18 protein-coding genes are annotated in these 17,301 nt (G+C 66.4%); 15 read left to right on the top strand and 3 right to left on the bottom strand.

Features of this window, described 5'->3' with window-relative positions:
• The first annotated feature begins 57 nt into the window (after positions 1-57).
• The 14 genes from adh (at position 58) to ACIBK2_RS05080 (ending at position 13,929) form a co-directional block, all read left to right on the top strand.
• The gene (adh, locus tag ACIBK2_RS05145; RefSeq protein WP_396963828.1) at positions 58-1,581 is read left to right on the top strand and encodes an aldehyde dehydrogenase; all 1,524 of its coding nucleotides are present in this window, start codon (positions 58-60) and stop codon (positions 1,579-1,581) included.
• A 37-nt stretch (positions 1,582-1,618) separates the two neighbouring features.
• Positions 1,619-2,158 carry a DUF779 domain-containing protein gene (locus ACIBK2_RS05140; protein WP_396963825.1) on the top strand — a complete coding sequence of 180 codons (540 nt, stop codon included), beginning with the start codon at positions 1,619-1,621 and terminating at the stop codon, positions 2,156-2,158.
• 64 nt (positions 2,159-2,222) lie between these two features.
• A complete protein-coding gene (locus ACIBK2_RS05135; protein WP_396963823.1) occupies positions 2,223-3,068 on the top strand; it encodes a helix-turn-helix domain-containing protein in 846 nt (281 codons plus the stop codon).
• A gap of 139 nt (positions 3,069-3,207) precedes the next feature.
• Positions 3,208-4,215, top strand: a complete 1,008-nt coding sequence (locus ACIBK2_RS05130) for an alpha/beta hydrolase (RefSeq protein ID WP_396963821.1) — start codon at positions 3,208-3,210, stop codon at positions 4,213-4,215.
• A complete protein-coding gene (locus tag ACIBK2_RS05125) occupies positions 4,212-4,979 on the top strand; it encodes a class I SAM-dependent methyltransferase (protein WP_396963819.1) in 768 nt (255 codons plus the stop codon). The genes ACIBK2_RS05130 and ACIBK2_RS05125 overlap by 4 nt, the downstream gene beginning before the upstream one ends.
• Before the next feature lie 260 nt (positions 4,980-5,239).
• Complete coding sequence (locus ACIBK2_RS05120) at positions 5,240-6,484, top strand: alkane 1-monooxygenase (RefSeq protein WP_396963817.1); 1,245 nt, start codon at positions 5,240-5,242, stop codon at positions 6,482-6,484.
• Positions 6,485-6,649: 165 nt separating this feature from the next.
• Positions 6,650-7,804 (top strand): GGDEF domain-containing protein, encoded by a 1,155-nt coding sequence (locus ACIBK2_RS05115; RefSeq protein ID WP_396963815.1) that lies wholly within the window; start codon positions 6,650-6,652, stop codon positions 7,802-7,804.
• Positions 7,805-7,894: 90 nt separating this feature from the next.
• On the top strand, positions 7,895-8,524 hold the full coding sequence (locus ACIBK2_RS05110; protein WP_396963813.1) for a TetR family transcriptional regulator: 630 nt from the start codon (positions 7,895-7,897) through the stop codon (positions 8,522-8,524).
• A 17-nt stretch (positions 8,525-8,541) separates the two neighbouring features.
• The gene (locus tag ACIBK2_RS05105) at positions 8,542-9,207 is read left to right on the top strand and encodes a VC0807 family protein (RefSeq protein WP_396963811.1); all 666 of its coding nucleotides are present in this window, start codon (positions 8,542-8,544) and stop codon (positions 9,205-9,207) included.
• Between the two features lie 146 nt (positions 9,208-9,353).
• A complete protein-coding gene (locus ACIBK2_RS05100) occupies positions 9,354-10,982 on the top strand; it encodes a hypothetical protein (RefSeq protein ID WP_396963809.1) in 1,629 nt (542 codons plus the stop codon).
• A 107-nt stretch (positions 10,983-11,089) separates the two neighbouring features.
• Positions 11,090-11,404 (top strand): FixH family protein, encoded by a 315-nt coding sequence (locus tag ACIBK2_RS05095; RefSeq protein ID WP_396963807.1) that lies wholly within the window; start codon positions 11,090-11,092, stop codon positions 11,402-11,404.
• A 53-nt stretch (positions 11,405-11,457) separates the two neighbouring features.
• Complete coding sequence (locus tag ACIBK2_RS05090; protein WP_396963805.1) at positions 11,458-12,600, top strand: hypothetical protein; 1,143 nt, start codon at positions 11,458-11,460, stop codon at positions 12,598-12,600.
• Positions 12,597-13,142, top strand: coding sequence for a hypothetical protein (locus tag ACIBK2_RS05085; RefSeq protein WP_396963803.1), 546 nt, complete (start codon positions 12,597-12,599; stop codon positions 13,140-13,142). The genes ACIBK2_RS05090 and ACIBK2_RS05085 overlap by 4 nt, the downstream gene beginning before the upstream one ends.
• A 28-nt stretch (positions 13,143-13,170) precedes the next feature.
• Entirely contained in the window at positions 13,171-13,929 is a 759-nt protein-coding gene (locus tag ACIBK2_RS05080) for a type 1 glutamine amidotransferase domain-containing protein (protein WP_396963801.1), read from the top strand.
• Positions 13,930-13,933: 4 nt separating this feature from the next.
• Here ACIBK2_RS05080 and ACIBK2_RS05075 read toward each other — a convergent pair whose 3' ends face one another.
• The gene (locus tag ACIBK2_RS05075; protein WP_396963799.1) at positions 13,934-14,674 is read right to left on the bottom strand and encodes a class I SAM-dependent methyltransferase; all 741 of its coding nucleotides are present in this window, start codon (positions 14,672-14,674) and stop codon (positions 13,934-13,936) included.
• Between the two features lie 51 nt (positions 14,675-14,725).
• Positions 14,726-15,904: an FAD-dependent monooxygenase gene (locus tag ACIBK2_RS05070; protein ID WP_396963796.1), complete on the bottom strand. Its 1,179-nt coding sequence runs from the start codon at positions 15,902-15,904 to the stop codon at positions 14,726-14,728.
• A 127-nt stretch (positions 15,905-16,031) separates the two neighbouring features.
• On the opposite strand from ACIBK2_RS05070, the gene ACIBK2_RS05065 reads away from it, so the two are divergent.
• The gene (locus tag ACIBK2_RS05065; protein WP_396963794.1) at positions 16,032-16,520 is read left to right on the top strand and encodes a MarR family winged helix-turn-helix transcriptional regulator; all 489 of its coding nucleotides are present in this window, start codon (positions 16,032-16,034) and stop codon (positions 16,518-16,520) included.
• A 110-nt stretch (positions 16,521-16,630) separates the two neighbouring features.
• On the opposite strand, the gene ACIBK2_RS05060 is transcribed toward ACIBK2_RS05065, so the two are convergent.
• Positions 16,631-17,281 (bottom strand): class I SAM-dependent methyltransferase, encoded by a 651-nt coding sequence (locus tag ACIBK2_RS05060; protein ID WP_396963792.1) that lies wholly within the window; start codon positions 17,279-17,281, stop codon positions 16,631-16,633.
• Positions 17,282-17,301 lie beyond the last annotated feature (20 nt).

Genomic DNA, 17,301 nt, shown 5'->3' with positions numbered 1-17,301 from the left:
TTGGCGTCATAGTGTCGTGGGTCACAGTGAGTGCCGCCGTGAACGCTAGGAGATTCGATGACCGTATACGCACGTCCTGGTTCGCCGGAGTCCCCGACGAGCTTCCAGCCACGCTACGACAACTGGATCGGCGGCCAGTGGGTTGCGCCGGTCAAGGGCCAGTACTTCGAGAACCCGACCCCGATCACCGGTGAAACATTCTGCGAGATCGCGCGTTCCACCGCCGAGGACATCGAGCTCGCGCTCGACGCCGCGCACGCCGCGGCACCGGCCTGGGGCAAGACCTCGCCCGCCGAGCGCGCGGTGATCCTGAACAAGATCGCCGACCGGATCGAGGAGAACCTCGAGGCGATCGCGATCGCCGAGGTATGGGACAACGGCAAGCCGATCCGGGAGGCCCTGGCAGCCGACATTCCGCTCGCCGTCGACCACTTCCGCTACTTCGCCGGAGCCATTCGCGCGCAAGAGGGTTCGCTGTCGGAGATCGACAGCGACACCGTGGCCTACCACTTCCACGAGCCGCTCGGCGTTGTCGGGCAGATCATTCCGTGGAACTTCCCGATCCTGATGGCCACCTGGAAGCTGGCGCCCGCGCTGGCCGCGGGCAACGCGGTGATCCTGAAGCCCGCCGAGCAGACACCCGCCTCGATCCTGTTCCTGTGGAGCATCATCGGCGACCTGCTGCCGCCCGGCGTGGTCAACATCGTCAACGGGTTCGGCGTCGAGGCGGGCAAGCCGCTGGCGTCGAGCAACCGGATCGCGAAGATCGCGTTCACCGGCGAGACCACCACCGGCCGGCTGATCATGCAGTATGCGTCGCAGAACCTGATCCCGGTGACCCTCGAACTGGGCGGCAAGAGCCCCAACATCTTCTTCTCCGACGTAATGAGCGCCGACGACGACTTCCTGGACAAGGCCCTGGAAGGCTTCACCATGTTCGCGCTCAACCAGGGCGAGGTGTGCACCTGTCCGTCGCGTTCGCTGATCCAGGCCGATATCTTCGACCGCTTCCTCGACCTGGCCGCATTGCGGACCAAGGCGGTGCGCCAAGGCGATCCGCTCGATTCGGAGACGATGATCGGCGCGCAGGCGTCCAACGATCAACTCGAAAAGGTGTTGTCCTACATCGAGATCGGCAAGGGTGAGGGCGCACAACTGGTGACCGGCGGCGAACGCGCGATGCTCGGCGGCGACCTGAACGGCGGCTACTACGTGCAGCCGACCATCTTCACCGGCCGCAACGCGATGCGGATCTTCCAGGAGGAGATCTTCGGCCCGGTGGTCTCGGTGACCTCGTTCACCGATTACGACGACGCCATCTCGATCGCCAACGACACCCTGTACGGCCTCGGCGCGGGCGTGTGGTCCCGCGACGGCGGCACGGCGTATCGCGCGGGCCGCGACATCCAGGCCGGGCGGGTGTGGACCAACACCTACCACCAGTACCCGGCGCACGCGGCGTTCGGCGGCTACAAGCAGTCCGGCATCGGCAGGGAAAACCACAAGATGATGCTGGACCACTACCAGCAGACCAAGAACCTGCTGGTGAGCTACGCGCCGAAAGCCATGGGATTCTTCTGATGCCGAGCAACATGGCGAAGCGGGAACGGGTGGCACGGTGAGTGTCGCCCCGCCCCGTTTGGTCGCGACCGTGGGGGCGGCGGCACTGTTGCGCCGCCTCCGCGACGTGCACGGTGCGCTGATGATGCACCAGTCCGGCGGGTGCTGCGACGGGTCGTCGCCGATGTGTTATCCGTTGGGCGAGTTCATCATCGGCGATCGTGACATCCTGCTCGGCATCCTCGATCTGCGCCTCGCGGTGGGGGAGGTGCCTGCGAGTCTGCCGTCCGCCGACCTCGACGCCGTGCCGGTGTGGATCTCCGGATCGCAGTTCCAGGCCTGGAAACACACGCAACTCGTCATCGACGTGGTGCCCGGGCGCGGCGGCGGATTCAGCCTCGAAGCGCCCGAGGGCTGGCGATTCCTCAGCAGGGCAAGGGCATTCACCGAAGAGGAGAACGAATCACTCGAATCCGCGCCACCCCTGGTGGGGACCGAGTACGCCGACGGCGTCCGTCCGCCGGTCCCGGATTCCGCGCAGGTGGTGGCGGAGGCGGTGGACGCCTGCCCGGTGCCCGCGCCACCCATCGCGCGCTGAGTTCGAGCAGGAGAAGGCGCCCAGCTCCTCGAAATTCGTGGCTGCGGGCTCGTAGCATGGCGGTATGTCCGTCGCGCCGGTTCGTATCGCTGAACAGGTGATGGATGTCGCGGTCCCGGCGCGGTCGGGGCGGCTGGCGGGGGTCAGCATGGCCGGGTTTCGTGGCCGAGCCGATCGGCCGATCGAATTGCGGATGGTCCCGTACCCGGCCTTCACGATGTTCATCGATTTCGGCGACGTGTGGTTCGTCGACGAGGCCGATGGTGCGCGGAGGCATGGCAGCGGCGTGGTCGGTCCAGCCCCGGCCCGCGTGCGTGGGTGCGGGCAAGAGGTCGACGTGCTGCAGGTGCGGCTGTCGCCGGTGGTCGCGCACGCGGTGCTGGGCGCCTCGGCGGAGTTGGGCGGAACAGTCGTTGCGCTCGAGGATCTTTGGGGCAGCGACGCCGCGCGGATCCAGGAACAACTGCATGCCGCCGAATCCTGGGACGAGCGGTTCTCGATCGCGAAGGCCGCGCTGATCCGACGGCAGGAGGCGGGCCGGGCGGTCGACCCGGAGGTGGCCTTCGCTTGGGCGCGAATCGTGCTGAGCCGAGGGCGAATTCGAGTCGAACGGCTGGCGGCCGAGGTCGGCTGGAGCTACAAGCGGCTGTGGTCACGCTTTCGGTCCCAGGTCGGTCTCACGCCCAAGCGGGCCGCGCAGCTGGTCCGATTCGACTATGCGGCACATCGTCTCGCCGAGGGGCACAGCGCTGCCTTGGTCGCGGCCGAGAGCGGTTACGTCGACCAGTCCCACCTCTGCCGGGACGCGATGGCCTTTGCCGGAGTGACACCGGCGGGGGTTGCGGTGGCGCCGTGGCTGGCGGTCGACCCCGTCGCGTGGGCGGCGCCGGAGTACGCATCCAGGGCGTGAGCCGAGGGGCTGATTCTCGCGGTGCCGATCACCGGGGCGGGAAGATTTGTCCAATACGGCCGGCGATGAGCTGGCGATGCTGGCAGTCAGGTCTGCAACACGCGTCAGCTGCGGCGCGGTGTGCTCTAGGAGGAACGACATGACTGACGCAACCAGCATCGAACGGCCGCCGCTCGGTATTCGGCTGCTGTATGCCCTGCGGAAGGAGCCGGACTGGTCCACGATGACGGACGAGGAGCTGATCGCCTACCGCGACAAGGCGAACCGCATCGCCTCCGCACGACTCAGTCGGGTGATCACCGGGTCTCCGGATCGTCACGCCGAAATCCGTTGGCAGGAAGTGGCATTGGCTGATCGCGTGCTCCCCGTCCGGGTGTACCGGCCGTCGACCGGCGGCACCGACCTGCCGCTCGTAGTGCACGTGCACGGTGGCGGTTTCGTGGGCACCGCCGCCCAATGCGACTGGGCGAACAGTCATCTCGCGGCGCGACTGCCCGCGGTCGTCGTCTCCGTCGAGCATCGACTCCTCGCTCCGGGGACTCCGCTGTCGGACGCCATCGATGACGGCTGGGATGTGCTGCGGCACATAGTTGAGCACGCCGCGGAATGGGGGATTGACCCGGCACGAACCGCGGTGGTCGGTGAGAGCACCGGCGCGCTGATCGTCGCGATGGCCGCGATCCGCGCCAAAGCCGTTGGCCTGCAACTACGAGCGCAAGTATTGATCAACCCGGCCAGCGATCTGACCGAGACGATGTACGACTACCCCTCGATGTCCCGGTACGCGCACACTCAGACGGCGTCCGTGCCGAAGCTACGGCTTTTCCAGCGGTTGGCCGTGCCGCCGGGCACGGATCCCCACCTGGTGTCACCGTTGTTTGCCGCGGACCTCGGTGGGCTCGCCCCGGCACTCGTGGTGGTGCCGACCCTCGACCCGGTGGCCGATCACGGCCGCCGCTACGCTGCTCGACTGCGCGAATTCGGCACGCCCGTAAAGCTTTCCGAACATCCAGGAGCGCCGCACGCGTTCATCACCCTGCCCGGGGTGGTGCCGCAGGCCAAGGCCGCACGTGCGGAGATCGCCGAGTTCCTCCGCGGTCGCCTCGCCGGAGCGCAGTCTGCCGCTACACAGGCGGAAGCACGATGACCACGCATTCACCGGACGTGCGCCGCCGGGGTGACTACGGCGTGGATGGAGACTTCGGCGTGATTTCGGCGCGCTGGCAGGGGGTGATCCTGGCCGTGATAGTCGCAGCGCTGATCGCGCTGACGGTGCGCTACCTCGTGGTCGGCTCGCTCGTCGGCGCGCTGGTGACCGGCTCGAGCACGCTCGGGCTGGTGCTGTTCATCGGCTCGTATCTCTATACGACGCGTGTCGGCAAGTTCGAGGTGTGGTCACGGATTCTCGGCGATCTCCGGCTGCGCGGTGACGAGCAGGTCCTGGACCTGGGCTGTGGTCGCGGCGCGCTGCTGCTGATGGCCGCCGAACTGCTGCCCCGTGGGCGGGCGGTCGGCATCGACCTCTGGCAGGCCGACCAGACCGGCAACACCCCGGCGGCCACCCGGCGCAACGCCGAACGCGAAGGCGTGGCCGACCGGGTCGAGGTGGAAACCGGCGACATCACGCGATTGCCGTTCGCCGACAACACCTTCGACCTGATCATCAGCAATCTGGTCCTGCACAACCTCCCGTCCGCCGCCGATCGACGCGCCGCCCTCGACGAAGCCGTCCGGGTGCTGCGCCCCGGCGGTCGGCTCGCGATCGCAGATCTGTTGTCCACCGATCGATATCGCGCACACCTGCGTGAGCTCGGGTTGACCGACGTACAGCGACGCAATCTCGGCCCGCGCATGTGGTGGGGCGCGCCGTGGTTTCCCACCAGGCTCGTCACGGCAACCAAGAAGACCTGACCCGCGGCCGCAACGGGACCTGGTCGAACGACCGAGTCGAGGCCGTAGCAAACCCTAGGCGTCACACAGCGGGGCTGCCCGGCCGATGAATCCTCAGTGCGCTGCTGATGGTCGATTTAAGCCACGACGACCACCGACCAGCGGATTCCCGTGATTGCTTTTAGTAGCGCTTAACTGAAAGGTTTTAAGCGGCAGCATTCGCGGTCTCGTCCTATGCTTCGGCCATCCGAAATAGGTTCGAGTCGCATCCAAGGGCAGACATGCGAATAATGGGCAAACGTTTGGGATCGTCTGATCCCAAACGTCACCTGTGGGTTTTAGGTTTTGTCGCACCGGCGAGCGCGCTGCTGCCCTCCCAGCTGGTGCTACGCACGGGATCACCGGTCTTCTGGTGGATCGGTCCGATCATCGTATTCATCGTTATCCCGGTGTTGGATTGGATGGTCGGGGAGGACTACAACAATCCGCGTGACGAGGATTACGAGGTGCTGTCGAACGACCGGTACTACCGGTGGTGCACGTACCTGTTCCTGCCGGTCCAGCTGATCGGCCTGGTCATCGCGTGTGCCATGTGGTCGGGCAACGAGTTGAGCGTGGTGGACAAACTCGGTCTGACGGCGACGGTGGGCTTCGTGAGTTTTATCGGTATCAACGCCGCCCACGAGTTGGGGCATCGAGTCGAGAAACTAGAGCGGTGGCTGTCGAAAATCGCCCTGGCGCAGTCGGGTTACGGCCACTTCACCGTCGAACACAATCGTGGACATCACGTCTGGGTGGCCACGCCTACCGATCATTCGAGCGCGCGATACGGTGAGTCGCTCTGGGAATTCCTGCCACGCTATCTGGTCAGCGCCTTCCGCTCCGCGATCGAGCTGGAAGGGGTGCGGCTACGCCGAAAAGGCCGGGGATGGTGGAGTATTCACAACGATATCCTGCAGGGATGGTCGATTACCGCCGTGTTGTTCGGCGGACTGCTCGCCGTATTCGGCTGGCACATTTTGCCGTACCTGTTGATACAGGCAGTGCTCGGCATGGGGTTGCTCAAGACGATCGGCTACATCGAGCACTACGGACTGCTACGCGAGCGCAAACCCAACGGTGCGTGGGCTCGCTTCTCGCCGAGGGACAGCTGGGATTGCGACTGGCTGGTCACCAACCTCTTCATCTTCAATGTGCAGCGGCACAGCGATCACCACATCAATATCGGACGTCGGTATCAGACTCTGCGCACTTCCGATGAGGCGCCACGGCTTCCGGCCGGATACATCGCCATGGTCGTGTGCGCGGCGATTCCGCCGCTGTGGCGGCGCGTGATGGATCCGCGGGTGCTCGCGCACTACGACGGCGATATCACCAAGGCCAATATCCAGCCCAGCAAACGAGCCAAAATCCTGGCGGCCCATGGACGCAACGAACTGAACCACGAACGTGGGGTGGAAGGCCGACAGTTCGAGCGTCCGGCAGGGACGGTCGAGCCGGCCGTAGACGGCCTCGTACCGGGGTAAGGCACGCTGGTCCGTCGGGTGCTCAGCGGTTCAACTGTGACGGGTAACAGCTCGACAAGGACCTGTTGCCTAGAAGTAACTAGTGCGCCTCGAGGCCTGTGGCGCTTACTATCATCAGCATCTATGACGACAGGTGACAGTTTGCCGACATAAGGCGGTAACCCGATGGCCGTTATCCAGCCCATGGTTCGAGCATGGTGGAACGACCGGGTCGATTATCGCTGGCTGATCCAGACGCTCGAATCCCATTCGGCGCTGCGCCCACTGAAGTTCATGGTCGGCTGCGGGGGCATCGGGATGGTCGTGATCACGGTGCTTGCCGTGGTGTCACAGGTGGGGCAGACAGGGCTGGTGGGACAGTTGCAGGCTGCCGCCGCGGCCGTACTCGCCGGGGTGTGGGCGTTGCGCTGGTGGACGTTACCGTGGCCGGGGGAGTGGGAGTCGCTCGCCTGGGTCGCGGCGATCGATGTCGCTATCGCCGCCAACAACGTGCTGGTCCAGGACCGGCTCTTCGGCCTGCAGGGCGTCGTGCTGCTGGTGACGACCGGGGGATATGTGACGATCTTCCACGGTCCGCGGGTCTTGGCCGTGCACATCGGCTGGTCGCTGCTGGCAAACGTGGTGCTGGCGAGCATGATGGTCATCGGCCTGCCGCAGGCTGGACGTGGGACCGGAGATCTCGCCCTCGGCGTCGGGGTTGTGGTGAGCAATCTCGTGGTGATCGGGGTGGTGCTCCCCATCGTCCAGTTCTGTCACTGGCTACTGCGGCTGGATGCGTTGTCGGATCCGCTGACCACGCTGTTGAATCGGCGTGGCCTCGACTCGTACCTCTCGCGATTCGTCGGATCCTGCGGTCGCGGTGACGTGTACGTCGTGACGCTCGATCTGGATCGGTTCAAATCCGTCAACGACACCTTCGGTCACCCCTTCGGCGACGAGGTACTGGTGCGGACGGCCGAATGCCTGCGATCCGCAGCTCTGCCCGGCGCTGTCATCGCGCGCACGGGCGGTGAGGAATTCGCGATCGTGGGCTTCTTGGGTGACGAGGTGGTCGGCGCCGTGGCTGAGCGGGCGCGGCGCGCGGTCGAGACGATGTCCGATCTGCCGATCGCGATCACCGTCAGCGTCGGGGCCGCGGTGTCTGAATCTGTGGGGACCGGCGCGGGGGACACCATGCCGAGTCAGTTGTTTCGCCGCGCGGATTCGGCCATGTATCAGGCAAAACAATTGGGCGGCAACACCGTCGTGATCGCCGAGCCCGACAACGTGCTCGCTGAGCCTGCCAAGACGGCGCAGGCTCAGTCCTCGATACGGACATGATCGACCGGCACGCATGCACGTGCTGGATCCGATGTTGCTCACCTGAATCAATCCTTGCTCACGTAAGCAAGACGAGCTACAGTTTTGCTCATGCAAGCAAACAGTGGCTCGGATAAGCAATCCGGCCGGACGTTCACCGAGGCGGCTCGGCGCGCGCAGATCGTGGCGGCCGCGATCGATGTCATCGCCGAGCACGGCTTGCCGAACACCTCGTTCGCGAAGATCGCGCAGCAGGCGGGGCTGAGCAGCACCGGCATGATCTCGTACCACTTTCGCGGCAAGAACGACCTGATTCGCGAGGTAACCGACGAAATCGTCCGGGTGAACACCGAATTCGTGGTGTCGAAGCTCAGGCGCGAGGCCGGTTACCTGGCCCCGCTGCGCGCGTATTTCGCCGCCAACCTCGCATTGCCCGACGAGTACCCCACCCATCAGCGGGCGCTCGCCAGCATCGTCGCCAATGCCAGGCCGGACGACCCACACACGTTGGGCCTGATCGAGAAGGTCGATGAGATCGCCCGCGGCCAGGAGGCGTGGCTCCGGGAAGGGCAGCGGGCCGGGGAATTCCGGTCCTTCGACCCTGCGATCATGGCGCTCGCCATTCGATCCGCCCGCGACGCGGCCGTCGCCCGTGCCGGGGACGATCCCGACTTCGACGCCGCCGCCTGCGCCCGTGAACTGGCCGATCTCTTCGAACTCGCCACCCGTAAACAATCGTGATCAACACCGGAGCCGAGATGAACGCACCACAGGTACTCACCGCTGAACGCACGCCGGAGCAGAAACGCGCCGCCGTCCGCCGACACCTCCTACGCCAGCTGATCGTCGATTTGGTGCTTCCACTCGGCGGCTACTACGCCCTGCGCGCGGCCGGGGTGAACCCGTGGCTGGCGCTGATCGCGCCCTCGCTGCTCATCGCGGGAATTGTTGCCTACCACGCGATTCGCGAGCGCCGCGTCGAGGCGTTCGCGCTGTTCACCCTTTCGATGATCGTGGTCGGCACGCTGATGACCCTGGTGACCGGCGATCCCCGCACGCTGCTGGTCCGCGACAGCTGGATCTTCGGGGTGCTCGGCCTGTGGATGCTCGGGAGCCTGCTGACCCAACGTCCGTTCATGCGCACCGCCTCCCGCGCCCTCGTCACGGCGAAGATCGGCGAGGAAGGCTACCGACGGTGGGATGCCCGCTGGGACAACGACTCCCGATTCCGCAGCAACCTGCGGGTATTGACCGCGGTGTGGGGCACCGCCTTCACCCTCGATGCCGTGGTGCGAGTGCTGCTCGCCTACACCCTGCCGATCGACGCGATACCGCTGGTGAGCACCCTGCAATGGCTGGTCGTCCTCGGCGCAGTCCTCGTCTTCCACAACATCTACGTCACCAAACACGGGCTGAAGGCCTGAGTTTCAGGCTTCGGCAAACCGCTGTGGGCCGCGGGTAGGCAGGCATTCTCCGGGACTTCCCCCACTGTGGCATCACTCCAGCGGGGTACGGGAGATCCCCTCTGGAGGTGATGAACTCATGGGATCACTTCCCTACCATGGCGATCGTGTCTATCGCCCGCGCTGCTCGCTGTCGCGTCCTGCTCGTCGCGGGGCTGTGGCTGCTGCTTGCTTCGGTGGGGATGGCGCCCGCGTCGGCGGACTCCGCTGCTGCGGTCGCGGATGTTTCGGTCGCGCAGACGCTCGGTGATCGGGAATTGACGATTGTGCTGCGGCGGGTGACCAGTGTGCCCGGGCCGTTGCGCGTGGACGTTGTCACGCACGCGGGCACTGCCGCCGGGAAACTCACGCTTGCGGTGACGCCGACTGGAGCCGGTTCGGATCTGCCTGCGCCGGGCGTGCCGACCGCCGATGCCGTTGTCGAACTCGGTGGCACGCCTGGGATGTACTCGGCCACCCTCGAGATGGATCGGCCCGGTCCTTGGGAACTCTCCGTCGGTGACGGAGCGCGGGTGGCGCGGATTCCGTTCGTTGTGCCCGCGCAGGTCACCTCGCCGCCGGAGCGGCTGGTTTACCTAGGTTTCCTGGTGGCCGGTGTGCTGCTGCCTGTTTCGGTGTTGATCGCGATGCGGGCCCGGCACAGTGCGTGGGCGTTGATTCCGGCCGGTGGGATGGTGGCGGGGGTTGCCGTGTCGGTGACTGCGGCACTGCTGTCGGCATCGTTGCCGCTGCCGCCGCAACCGGGTAATCAATTGGACCCGACGGTGGACAACGTCACCGATCCGTATTCGTTGAACCAGCCGTTGATTTCGGACTATTCCCGGCCTCCTGTTCTGCTCACCGTCGAAGGGGCGGTAACTGCCGGGCGGCCAGGCGATTTCGATCTCGTGCTGATCGATGCGGCTACCGGGGCGGCGGTGGACGATCTGCTCGTGCACGACAGTGCGCTCGTGCATCTGCTGGTGGTCGGGCCGAGTGGTGGACTGTCGCACCTGCATCCGATCCGGACCGGGCCCGGCCGGTATCAGGTTCATCTGACTGCCCCCGAGCCTGGTCGTTACGCGCTGTCGGCCGAGTTGGCTCGCCGCGGCGGTGGTGTCCAAATGGTGCGTGCCGCAACCGGGTTCACTGCCGTGCCGAATGATGCGAGCGCCGCGCCTCAGACATCCAGCGCCCCCTTGCATCTCGGCGGTGGCGACAAGTCCGCTTCGCTGGTTCTCGATGGCAACTCCGTCACCGTCAAGACAACCGACGCGGTGGTGGGGAAGCCGACGACCATCACCGCTGAAGTTGGCGACACCTCCGATCTGCAACCGTGGCTCGGCATGGTCGGTCACCTGATCATGGCGGGTCCAGTGCCGGACGGCAGCGTGGATATCGCTGCGGCCGTGCAGAACTCGGCCGTTTGGGGTCATGCGCATTCGATGGGGCCGACGTCGATGCCGGACATGCCGGGGATGAGTGGTGCGCACGACATGTCGGGAATGAGTGGTGGGCACGACATGTCGGGGATGCACGGGATGGACGCGGCCGGCTCGGGACGCGGGGTCATGCTCATGCCGCCCGTGAACGGTGAGAGTCCGCCTGACGAAACCGTGGCCGCGTTCGGACCCGACGTTCCGTTCACCTTCACATTCCCTGTCGCGGGCCGGTACCGGCTCTGGATCCAGGTCGAACGCAACTACACGCTGCTCACTGTCCCCGTGGTGCTCGATGTCGCGGGAGCACAGCGATGAGCGCGTTCACCGGTCGACGTTCGCTTCGTCTTGTCGCCGCCGTAGGTGCCGTGGTCGTAATCGCTGTCATCGGATGGCTGGTGTGGCCTAGTCCATCTGCTCCGGTCGTGCTGAAAACCGGTACGTCCCAACACCTTGTCACCGTCACCATCGACAGTCTTCGGCTGGGCGACACCGCCGTGGACGTGACCGTCACCGACCGCGCGGGCGCTCCGATAGACCATGCGGCAGTACAGGTTCAAGCGATCCAGCCGCTGATGGGCCATGCCGGAGCGCCGATCTCGGCCGCCGCCAACGGGTCTGGTCGTTTCCACGCCCCCGCGGTCTCGCTGATGATGACCGGCCCCTGGGAACTGCACCTGTCCATCGACGCGCACAACGGCATCGACCAAATCACCCTGCCACTGTGGGTCGGCGGCTGAGCCCGGTCGCACACACGAACCGCAGGACCACTACAGAGGAGGGACCGCTCGTCATGAATATCTCAGCACCGTCCGACACGATCGACAGCGCGCCGAACACCGCCGCAGGCGCGTCCGACAACAGCACCGCCGCCCGGGTCGGGGCCTGGGGTGTGCTGTTCGGCACCGCCGTCACGTTGATCGGCCTCAGCTGGGATATCCAGTGGCACAACGACGTCGGCCCCGACACCTTCTTCACGCTGCCGCATCTGTTCCTGTATTCCGGCAGCGCGCTGGCCGGCTTCGCCAGCCTCGCCATGGTGCTCATCGCCACCTTCGCCCAGCGCGCCGGACGGCCCGTGCCCGCGCTGGGCGGCACACCCATCCGAGTGTTCGGCAGCAACCTCACCGCGCCACTCGGCTACATGGTCGCCGGGGCGGGTGCCGCGTTGTTCCTGCTCTACGGCCTGCTCGATATGCAGTGGCATTCGATCTACGGCTTCGACGCGGTGCTGAACACCCCGTCGCACGTGGCGCTGTTCCTGTCGATCACGCTGACCATGATCGGCAGCATCATGGTCTTCGCGTCGCACCGCGACCATCGCTGGGGCCAGGTCGGCATCGTCCTGGCCGTCCCGATCCTGATCACCTTCGCGCCGATCCTCGCCGAGGCGTTGAACAACCTGGAACTGCCGATCAATTCGATGATTCTGGGGACCGTGTTCTTCGGGCCGATGCTGTTGGTCCTCGGTGCCGCCGTGCTGGCCCGCCCCGGTGCGGCCATCGCCATCGCGCTGACCCTCGGCATCATCCAGGCGATCCTGTGGTGGTTCTCGCCGTGGGCCGCGGAAACCTACGCCTCGGCCATCGGGCTGCCGCTGCGGGACGGGCTCGGCTCGCGCCCACCGTCGCTGCCCGCCATGATGCCGATGTTCCTGCTCCTCGCCGCCGTCGCGGTGGAGGGTCTGTTCTGGCTGGCCCGCACCCGTGGCTACGACGCGAACAAGATCGTGCTTGCGGCCGGTCTGGTCACCGGTCTCGTTGTCGGCGTGACCTTTCCGCTGCAGTTGCTGTTCATCCACGCCTTCTCGCACCTCGCCTTCAGCGACGTCGCGATGTCCACCCTGGTCGCGATACCGCTCGGCCTGCTCGCCGGCTTCCTCGGCGGCCGCTTCACCCGCATGCTGCCCATGCCCGCAACGGAGACCGCCCGATGATCACCCTGCGCAAACTCGCCCTCACCGTGCTGGCGACCCTCACCCTGTCGCTGGTCGCGATCGCCCCCGCTTCGGCCTACGCTCCCGTCGACATCGTGCACACCGAACGGGTCCAGGTGGGTCCCTACGCCATGACCGTCGGCTTCTCCACCTGGCCCATCCGTGCCATGAAGTCGCTGGACTTCACCTTCATGCCCGAAGGTGGCATCGCCGACAAAACCGGAACCTTTCGCATCGCGGGCCCGGCCTACAGCACCTGGAAACGCAACGCGCCACTCGTCCGGCACCCCCGCAAACGCGACTCCTGGGGACTCGACATCCTGGCCATCAACGATCCCGGCGACTACAGCTTCCGCTTCACCCTCGACGGCCCCCTCGGCCACGGTGAAGGCACCCTCGACGGCATCCACGTCCTCGACCAACCCGGCCCGCCACTGCCCCTGAGCTGGACAATCGCCTCGCTGCCCCTCCTCGGCCTGATCGCCTTCCTCGCCGTCGCCTGGCGTCGAACCCGCCCCGCCCGCCAACCATTGCCACTCTGACTGGCAACCTTCCGGCTACTCTTCGTACATGATCCTGTTCCTCCTGCCAGACCACGACTACGACCCCACCGAATCGGCGGTGCCGTGGGCCGCACTGCGGGACGCCGGGATCCCCGTCCGCTTCGCCACCCCGGAGGGGCGAGTCGCCCTCGCCGACGACCGCTTGGTCGAACAGGGCTTCTCCGTTCTTTCCCCACTCCTCATGACCCGCTCCGACGCGCTACACGACTACGACCGAATGCGCGAAGATCCCGACTTCCAGTCGCCCCTGGCGTATTCCGACGTCGTCGACGCGGAGGTCGCGGGCGTCTTCGTGCCGGGCGGCCACGCTCCCGGCATGAAGTCGATGCTCGAATCAACCACCGCCCAAAACATTTTCGGGCACGCACTACTGGCCGGAAAGCCGGTCGCCGCCGTCTGCCACGGAGTTCTGCTCGCGGCCAGGGCAACGGATCCGGAGACCGGCCGCTCGGTGCTGTACGACCGCCGAACCACCGCCGTCACAGCCACTTTGGAACTTTCGGCCTGGAACCTGACCCGCCTACGCTTGGGCACCTACTACCGAACCTATCCCCAAACCGTGCAGGCGGAAGTGACTGCCGCCCTACGCGATCCCCGCCAATTCGCCCGCGGCCCGCTGATCCCACGCCGCGACACCGCAACTCGTCGGAACCGCGGCTTCACCGTCCACGACCGCAATTACATCTCGGCAAGGTGGCCCGGCGACTGCCACCGCCTAGCCGCCGAATACCGAGACCTGGTGCTGGACAACCGAAGCGCGCACTGAGCGGTCAGGCGGGTTGCAGGACGAAGAACAGGAAGCCCGGGCTCGTGGTGAGGGCTTGGTATGCCTCGGGGAACAGCTCGCGGGCCGCTGGCACGGGCCGCGGCTCGCTGATGGTGGAGATGCGGAAGCCTGCCGCGGTGAAGGCGTCGGTCATCGCGTGTAGTGGTCGGGCCCAGAAGCTGATCGGGACGGTCTGGTCGCCCAACGTCCAGTGGAAGTTCCATTGATAGGTCGCTGAGTAGTCGGGGCTTTGCCCGGCCTGGCGTTGCATGCCGTAGGCCACGAAAGGGTGGTCGACCGAGACGAGTAGTCGACCGCCGGGTGTCAGGACGCGGCGCAGTTCGGTGAGCGCCGGCCCCCAATCCTGCAGGTAGTGCAGCACCAGGGACGCGACGACATCATCGAACTCGCCATCGGCGAAGGGGAGTGGGTCCGCGAGATCGGCGCACCGCAGTTCCGCCTCGGTACCGAGGCGCTGTCGTGCCAGCTCCAGCATTGCGGCGCTGGCGTCGATGCCGGTCACGGTGGCGCCGCGATCGCGCAGCGCCGCGAACAGCGGGCCGGAGCCGCAGCCGGCGTCGAGGATCCGTCGGCCGGCCACGGCTCCGGCGAGCTCGAGCATCGCGGGCCGTTCGTAGTAGGCGTTGTACAGGTTGTTCTCGTTCTCGGCCGTGTACACCTCGGCGAAGCTGTCATAGTCGTTCGCCCGCAAGGGAAGTGCTCGACTCTCTGGGACCGGATTCATGTAGCCCATGCTGGCATGCCGAGCTCGCCCGCACCCGGTGATGCCCAGGTCTCAGGAAGCGGTGAAGGCGGGGAGGCGCAGTGCGGTATGCGCCGCGCGGCCGGTACCGCCGGGCAGGGTGGAGAGCTCCCGGAGGGCGGCGTTGCGGTGTGCCAGGGCCTCGGCCGTGCGGGGGAACATCGCGGCGTCGCCTTCGCTGACCAGCGCCTGGTTCTGCTCGACGTACGGCCGGGTGGCCTGCTCATAGGCGGTGAACGCGCTCGTATGGTCGGCGTTGGTGGCCAGTGCACCGGCCAGCATGTACGCGCCGACCAGGGCGATGCTGGAGCCTTGACCGGTCAGGAACGACGGGGCATAGGCGGCATCGCCGACCAGGGCGACGCGACCGGCGGACCAACGCGGTAGGTGGATTTGGCTGACGACGTCGAAGAAGAGGTCGTCGGCGGTGCGCATCGCGCTGACCATGCGCGGGATCTCCCAGCCGTCGTCGGCGAAGACGGAGGCGATCAGTTCGCGTTGCGCGGCCGGGTCGCGGAACGCGTAGAACGGGGGCTCGGCGCGGGCGAAAGCGAGGAAGGCGTGGACGTTTTCGCCGTGGCCCACGGCGTAGAGGGGTGCGCCGCGGCCCGGGACGTTCCAGACGACGCCCTCGTGGGACAGATCGAGGTCGTTGTGCATGGTGAAGCCGGCGAAGCAGTAGCCGAGGTAGTGGTGGAACTGTTCCTCGGGGCCGAAGACGAAAGTTCGGACGCCGGAGTGCAAGCCGTCGGCGCCGATGACGAGATCGAACGTGCGGCGGGTGCCACTGCGGAACGTGATGTCGACGCCGTCGGCATGGTCGTCGAGTGCGGCGATGGAGTCGTTGAAGAGGAATTCGACGTCATCGCGGATAGTGGCATAAAGGGCTTGGGTGAGATCGCCGCGGGGCACCTCGAGGTCGTGACCTTCGACGCCGCCGTTGAGGGCATCCGGGTCGAGCGAGGCGATCAGGCTGCCGTCGGGGTTGACGAAGGAGAGCCGGCGGGTGCCGATGTGGGCGGCCCGCAGTTCCGGCAGCAGGCCCATCCGCTCGACCACGTCCACTGCCGTGCCGCGAATGTCGATGGGGTAGCCGCCGCCGCGCAGGGTGTCCGACTTTTCGACGATGGTGACATCGAAGCCGTAGTGGTGCAGCCAGTAGGCCAGGGCGGGTCCCGCGATGCTGGCGCCGGAGATCAAGACAGTGCTCATTTCCACTCCTCGGTAGCTGTCGGTTCATGTAGCTAACTTAGGTATGCTTCTCGGAGCCGCACGATCGCTACCTTTATCGGGGCGCCTAGGCCAACTATATACCTAACTTAGGTAAGTAAGAGGTGAGATGAGCGACAGGAAAGACGACCGGCTCGACCCGTCGGCAGTGCTGCCGCACCTGATGCAACTGAGCGCGGTGCTCAACCGCAGCCAGTTGACGGAGCGGGCCATGGACCGGGTCGGCATCGCACTGGACCGGCCCGCGCTGACCGTGCTCATCACCCTGCGCATGGCCGGCCAACCCCTGCGGGTCGGCGAGATCGCCACCCGAATGCAGGTCGTCGGCCCGCACGTCACCCGGCACCTGCACGAACTCGAGCGACGCGGGCTGGTGCACCGGGTCACCGACCCGAATGACCAGCGCGCCCGGCTGATCGAGCTGACCTCGCAGGGGGACGCGGCGGCAGGCCGGTATCTGGAGACCGTGCTCGGCTGGTTCACCGATGCGGTGGCCGAGTGGTCCGACGAGGACCGGCGGGTCTTCGGCACGTTGCTCACCCGGTTCGTCGGCGACGTGACCTCGCGCCTGGCCGATTCCGATGATCAGGCCACCTGAACCTGCCGAGTTGGCACGCTCATGATCGGATGCGACTGCGCCGCAGTGTGTCTCGCCTCGGCAGGCGACGTCATATGCGGCGGATGCAACCAATGTCGCTGCGACGCCCGCTAACTCGCACTGTCGCCGGCGCGGCGGAAACCCAGGACGGGGTAACGCGGGTCGGTGCCGCCCGGTTGGCCTTGGCCATGGCCGATGAAGGATGTCGCCGCGGCTAACTGAAGGTGGTGCCGGGCACCGAGCGCGGTGAGCTGAGCGCAGGTGTCGGTGTGCGGCCGGTCTTCGCGAATGGTGTTGGACGCCACCCGGACTGCGGCAATCTTGTCCGCGGTGGTGAGGAAGAGCCCACCGGGCCGGAGAACCCTGGCCACCTCGGCCAGCACCGGCTCGGCATCATCGAGCAAGTGCAACAACCACACCGCGGTCACCGTGTCGACCGAACTGCTCGGCAGCGGAAGCGCAGTGGCATCGGCACGCGCCACCCTGCCCGGAAGCCGCCGACCGGCATGCCGCAGCATGCCGACCGACAGATCCACCCCGACCACCCGATGCCCGAGCGCCTCGAGCTCGGCAGCCACAATCCCGGTACCGACCGCGAGATCGAGAACCACACTGCGCGAAGGGATCAACCCATCCAGCGCAGCAGCCGCCGCCTCCGCCCTCGGCCCCCCGCCCCGCGTCCGGTCATAGTGAGTCGCTTCATCGTCATAGTCGAGCACCCCACCATCATGCTTTACCAAAGGATTGGTCCACCCCAACATTCGATTCCGCCAATCGCATG

Source organism: Nocardia sp. NPDC050175, from assembly GCF_044459885.1.
Classification (GTDB): Bacteria; Actinomycetota; Actinomycetes; order Mycobacteriales; family Mycobacteriaceae; genus Nocardia.
The sequence above is the reverse complement of the archived record's forward strand: the minus strand, read 5'-3'. Positions and strand labels throughout refer to the sequence as shown.

Excerpts from the sequence above, each read along its gene's own strand:
- adh (WP_396963828.1), top strand. The coding sequence starts at position 58 with ATGACCGTATACGCACGTCCTGGTTCGCCGGAGTCCCCGACGAGCTTC.
- ACIBK2_RS05135 (WP_396963823.1), top strand. The coding sequence starts at position 2,223 with ATGTCCGTCGCGCCGGTTCGTATCGCTGAACAGGTGATGGATGTCGCG.
- ACIBK2_RS05130 (WP_396963821.1), top strand. The coding sequence starts at position 3,208 with ATGACTGACGCAACCAGCATCGAACGGCCGCCGCTCGGTATTCGGCTG.
- ACIBK2_RS05125 (WP_396963819.1), top strand. The coding sequence starts at position 4,212 with ATGACCACGCATTCACCGGACGTGCGCCGCCGGGGTGACTACGGCGTG.
- ACIBK2_RS05120 (WP_396963817.1), top strand. The coding sequence starts at position 5,240 with ATGCGAATAATGGGCAAACGTTTGGGATCGTCTGATCCCAAACGTCAC.
- ACIBK2_RS05115 (WP_396963815.1), top strand. The coding sequence starts at position 6,650 with ATGGCCGTTATCCAGCCCATGGTTCGAGCATGGTGGAACGACCGGGTC.
- ACIBK2_RS05110 (WP_396963813.1), top strand. The coding sequence starts at position 7,895 with ATGCAAGCAAACAGTGGCTCGGATAAGCAATCCGGCCGGACGTTCACC.
- ACIBK2_RS05105 (WP_396963811.1), top strand. The coding sequence starts at position 8,542 with ATGAACGCACCACAGGTACTCACCGCTGAACGCACGCCGGAGCAGAAA.
- ACIBK2_RS05090 (WP_396963805.1), top strand. The coding sequence starts at position 11,458 with ATGAATATCTCAGCACCGTCCGACACGATCGACAGCGCGCCGAACACC.
- ACIBK2_RS05085 (WP_396963803.1), top strand. The coding sequence starts at position 12,597 with ATGATCACCCTGCGCAAACTCGCCCTCACCGTGCTGGCGACCCTCACC.
- ACIBK2_RS05080 (WP_396963801.1), top strand. The coding sequence starts at position 13,171 with ATGATCCTGTTCCTCCTGCCAGACCACGACTACGACCCCACCGAATCG.
- ACIBK2_RS05075 (WP_396963799.1), bottom strand. The coding sequence starts at position 14,674 with ATGAATCCGGTCCCAGAGAGTCGAGCACTTCCCTTGCGGGCGAACGAC.
- ACIBK2_RS05070 (WP_396963796.1), bottom strand. The coding sequence starts at position 15,904 with ATGAGCACTGTCTTGATCTCCGGCGCCAGCATCGCGGGACCCGCCCTG.
- ACIBK2_RS05065 (WP_396963794.1), top strand. The coding sequence starts at position 16,032 with ATGAGCGACAGGAAAGACGACCGGCTCGACCCGTCGGCAGTGCTGCCG.
- ACIBK2_RS05060 (WP_396963792.1), bottom strand. The coding sequence starts at position 17,281 with ATGTTGGGGTGGACCAATCCTTTGGTAAAGCATGATGGTGGGGTGCTC.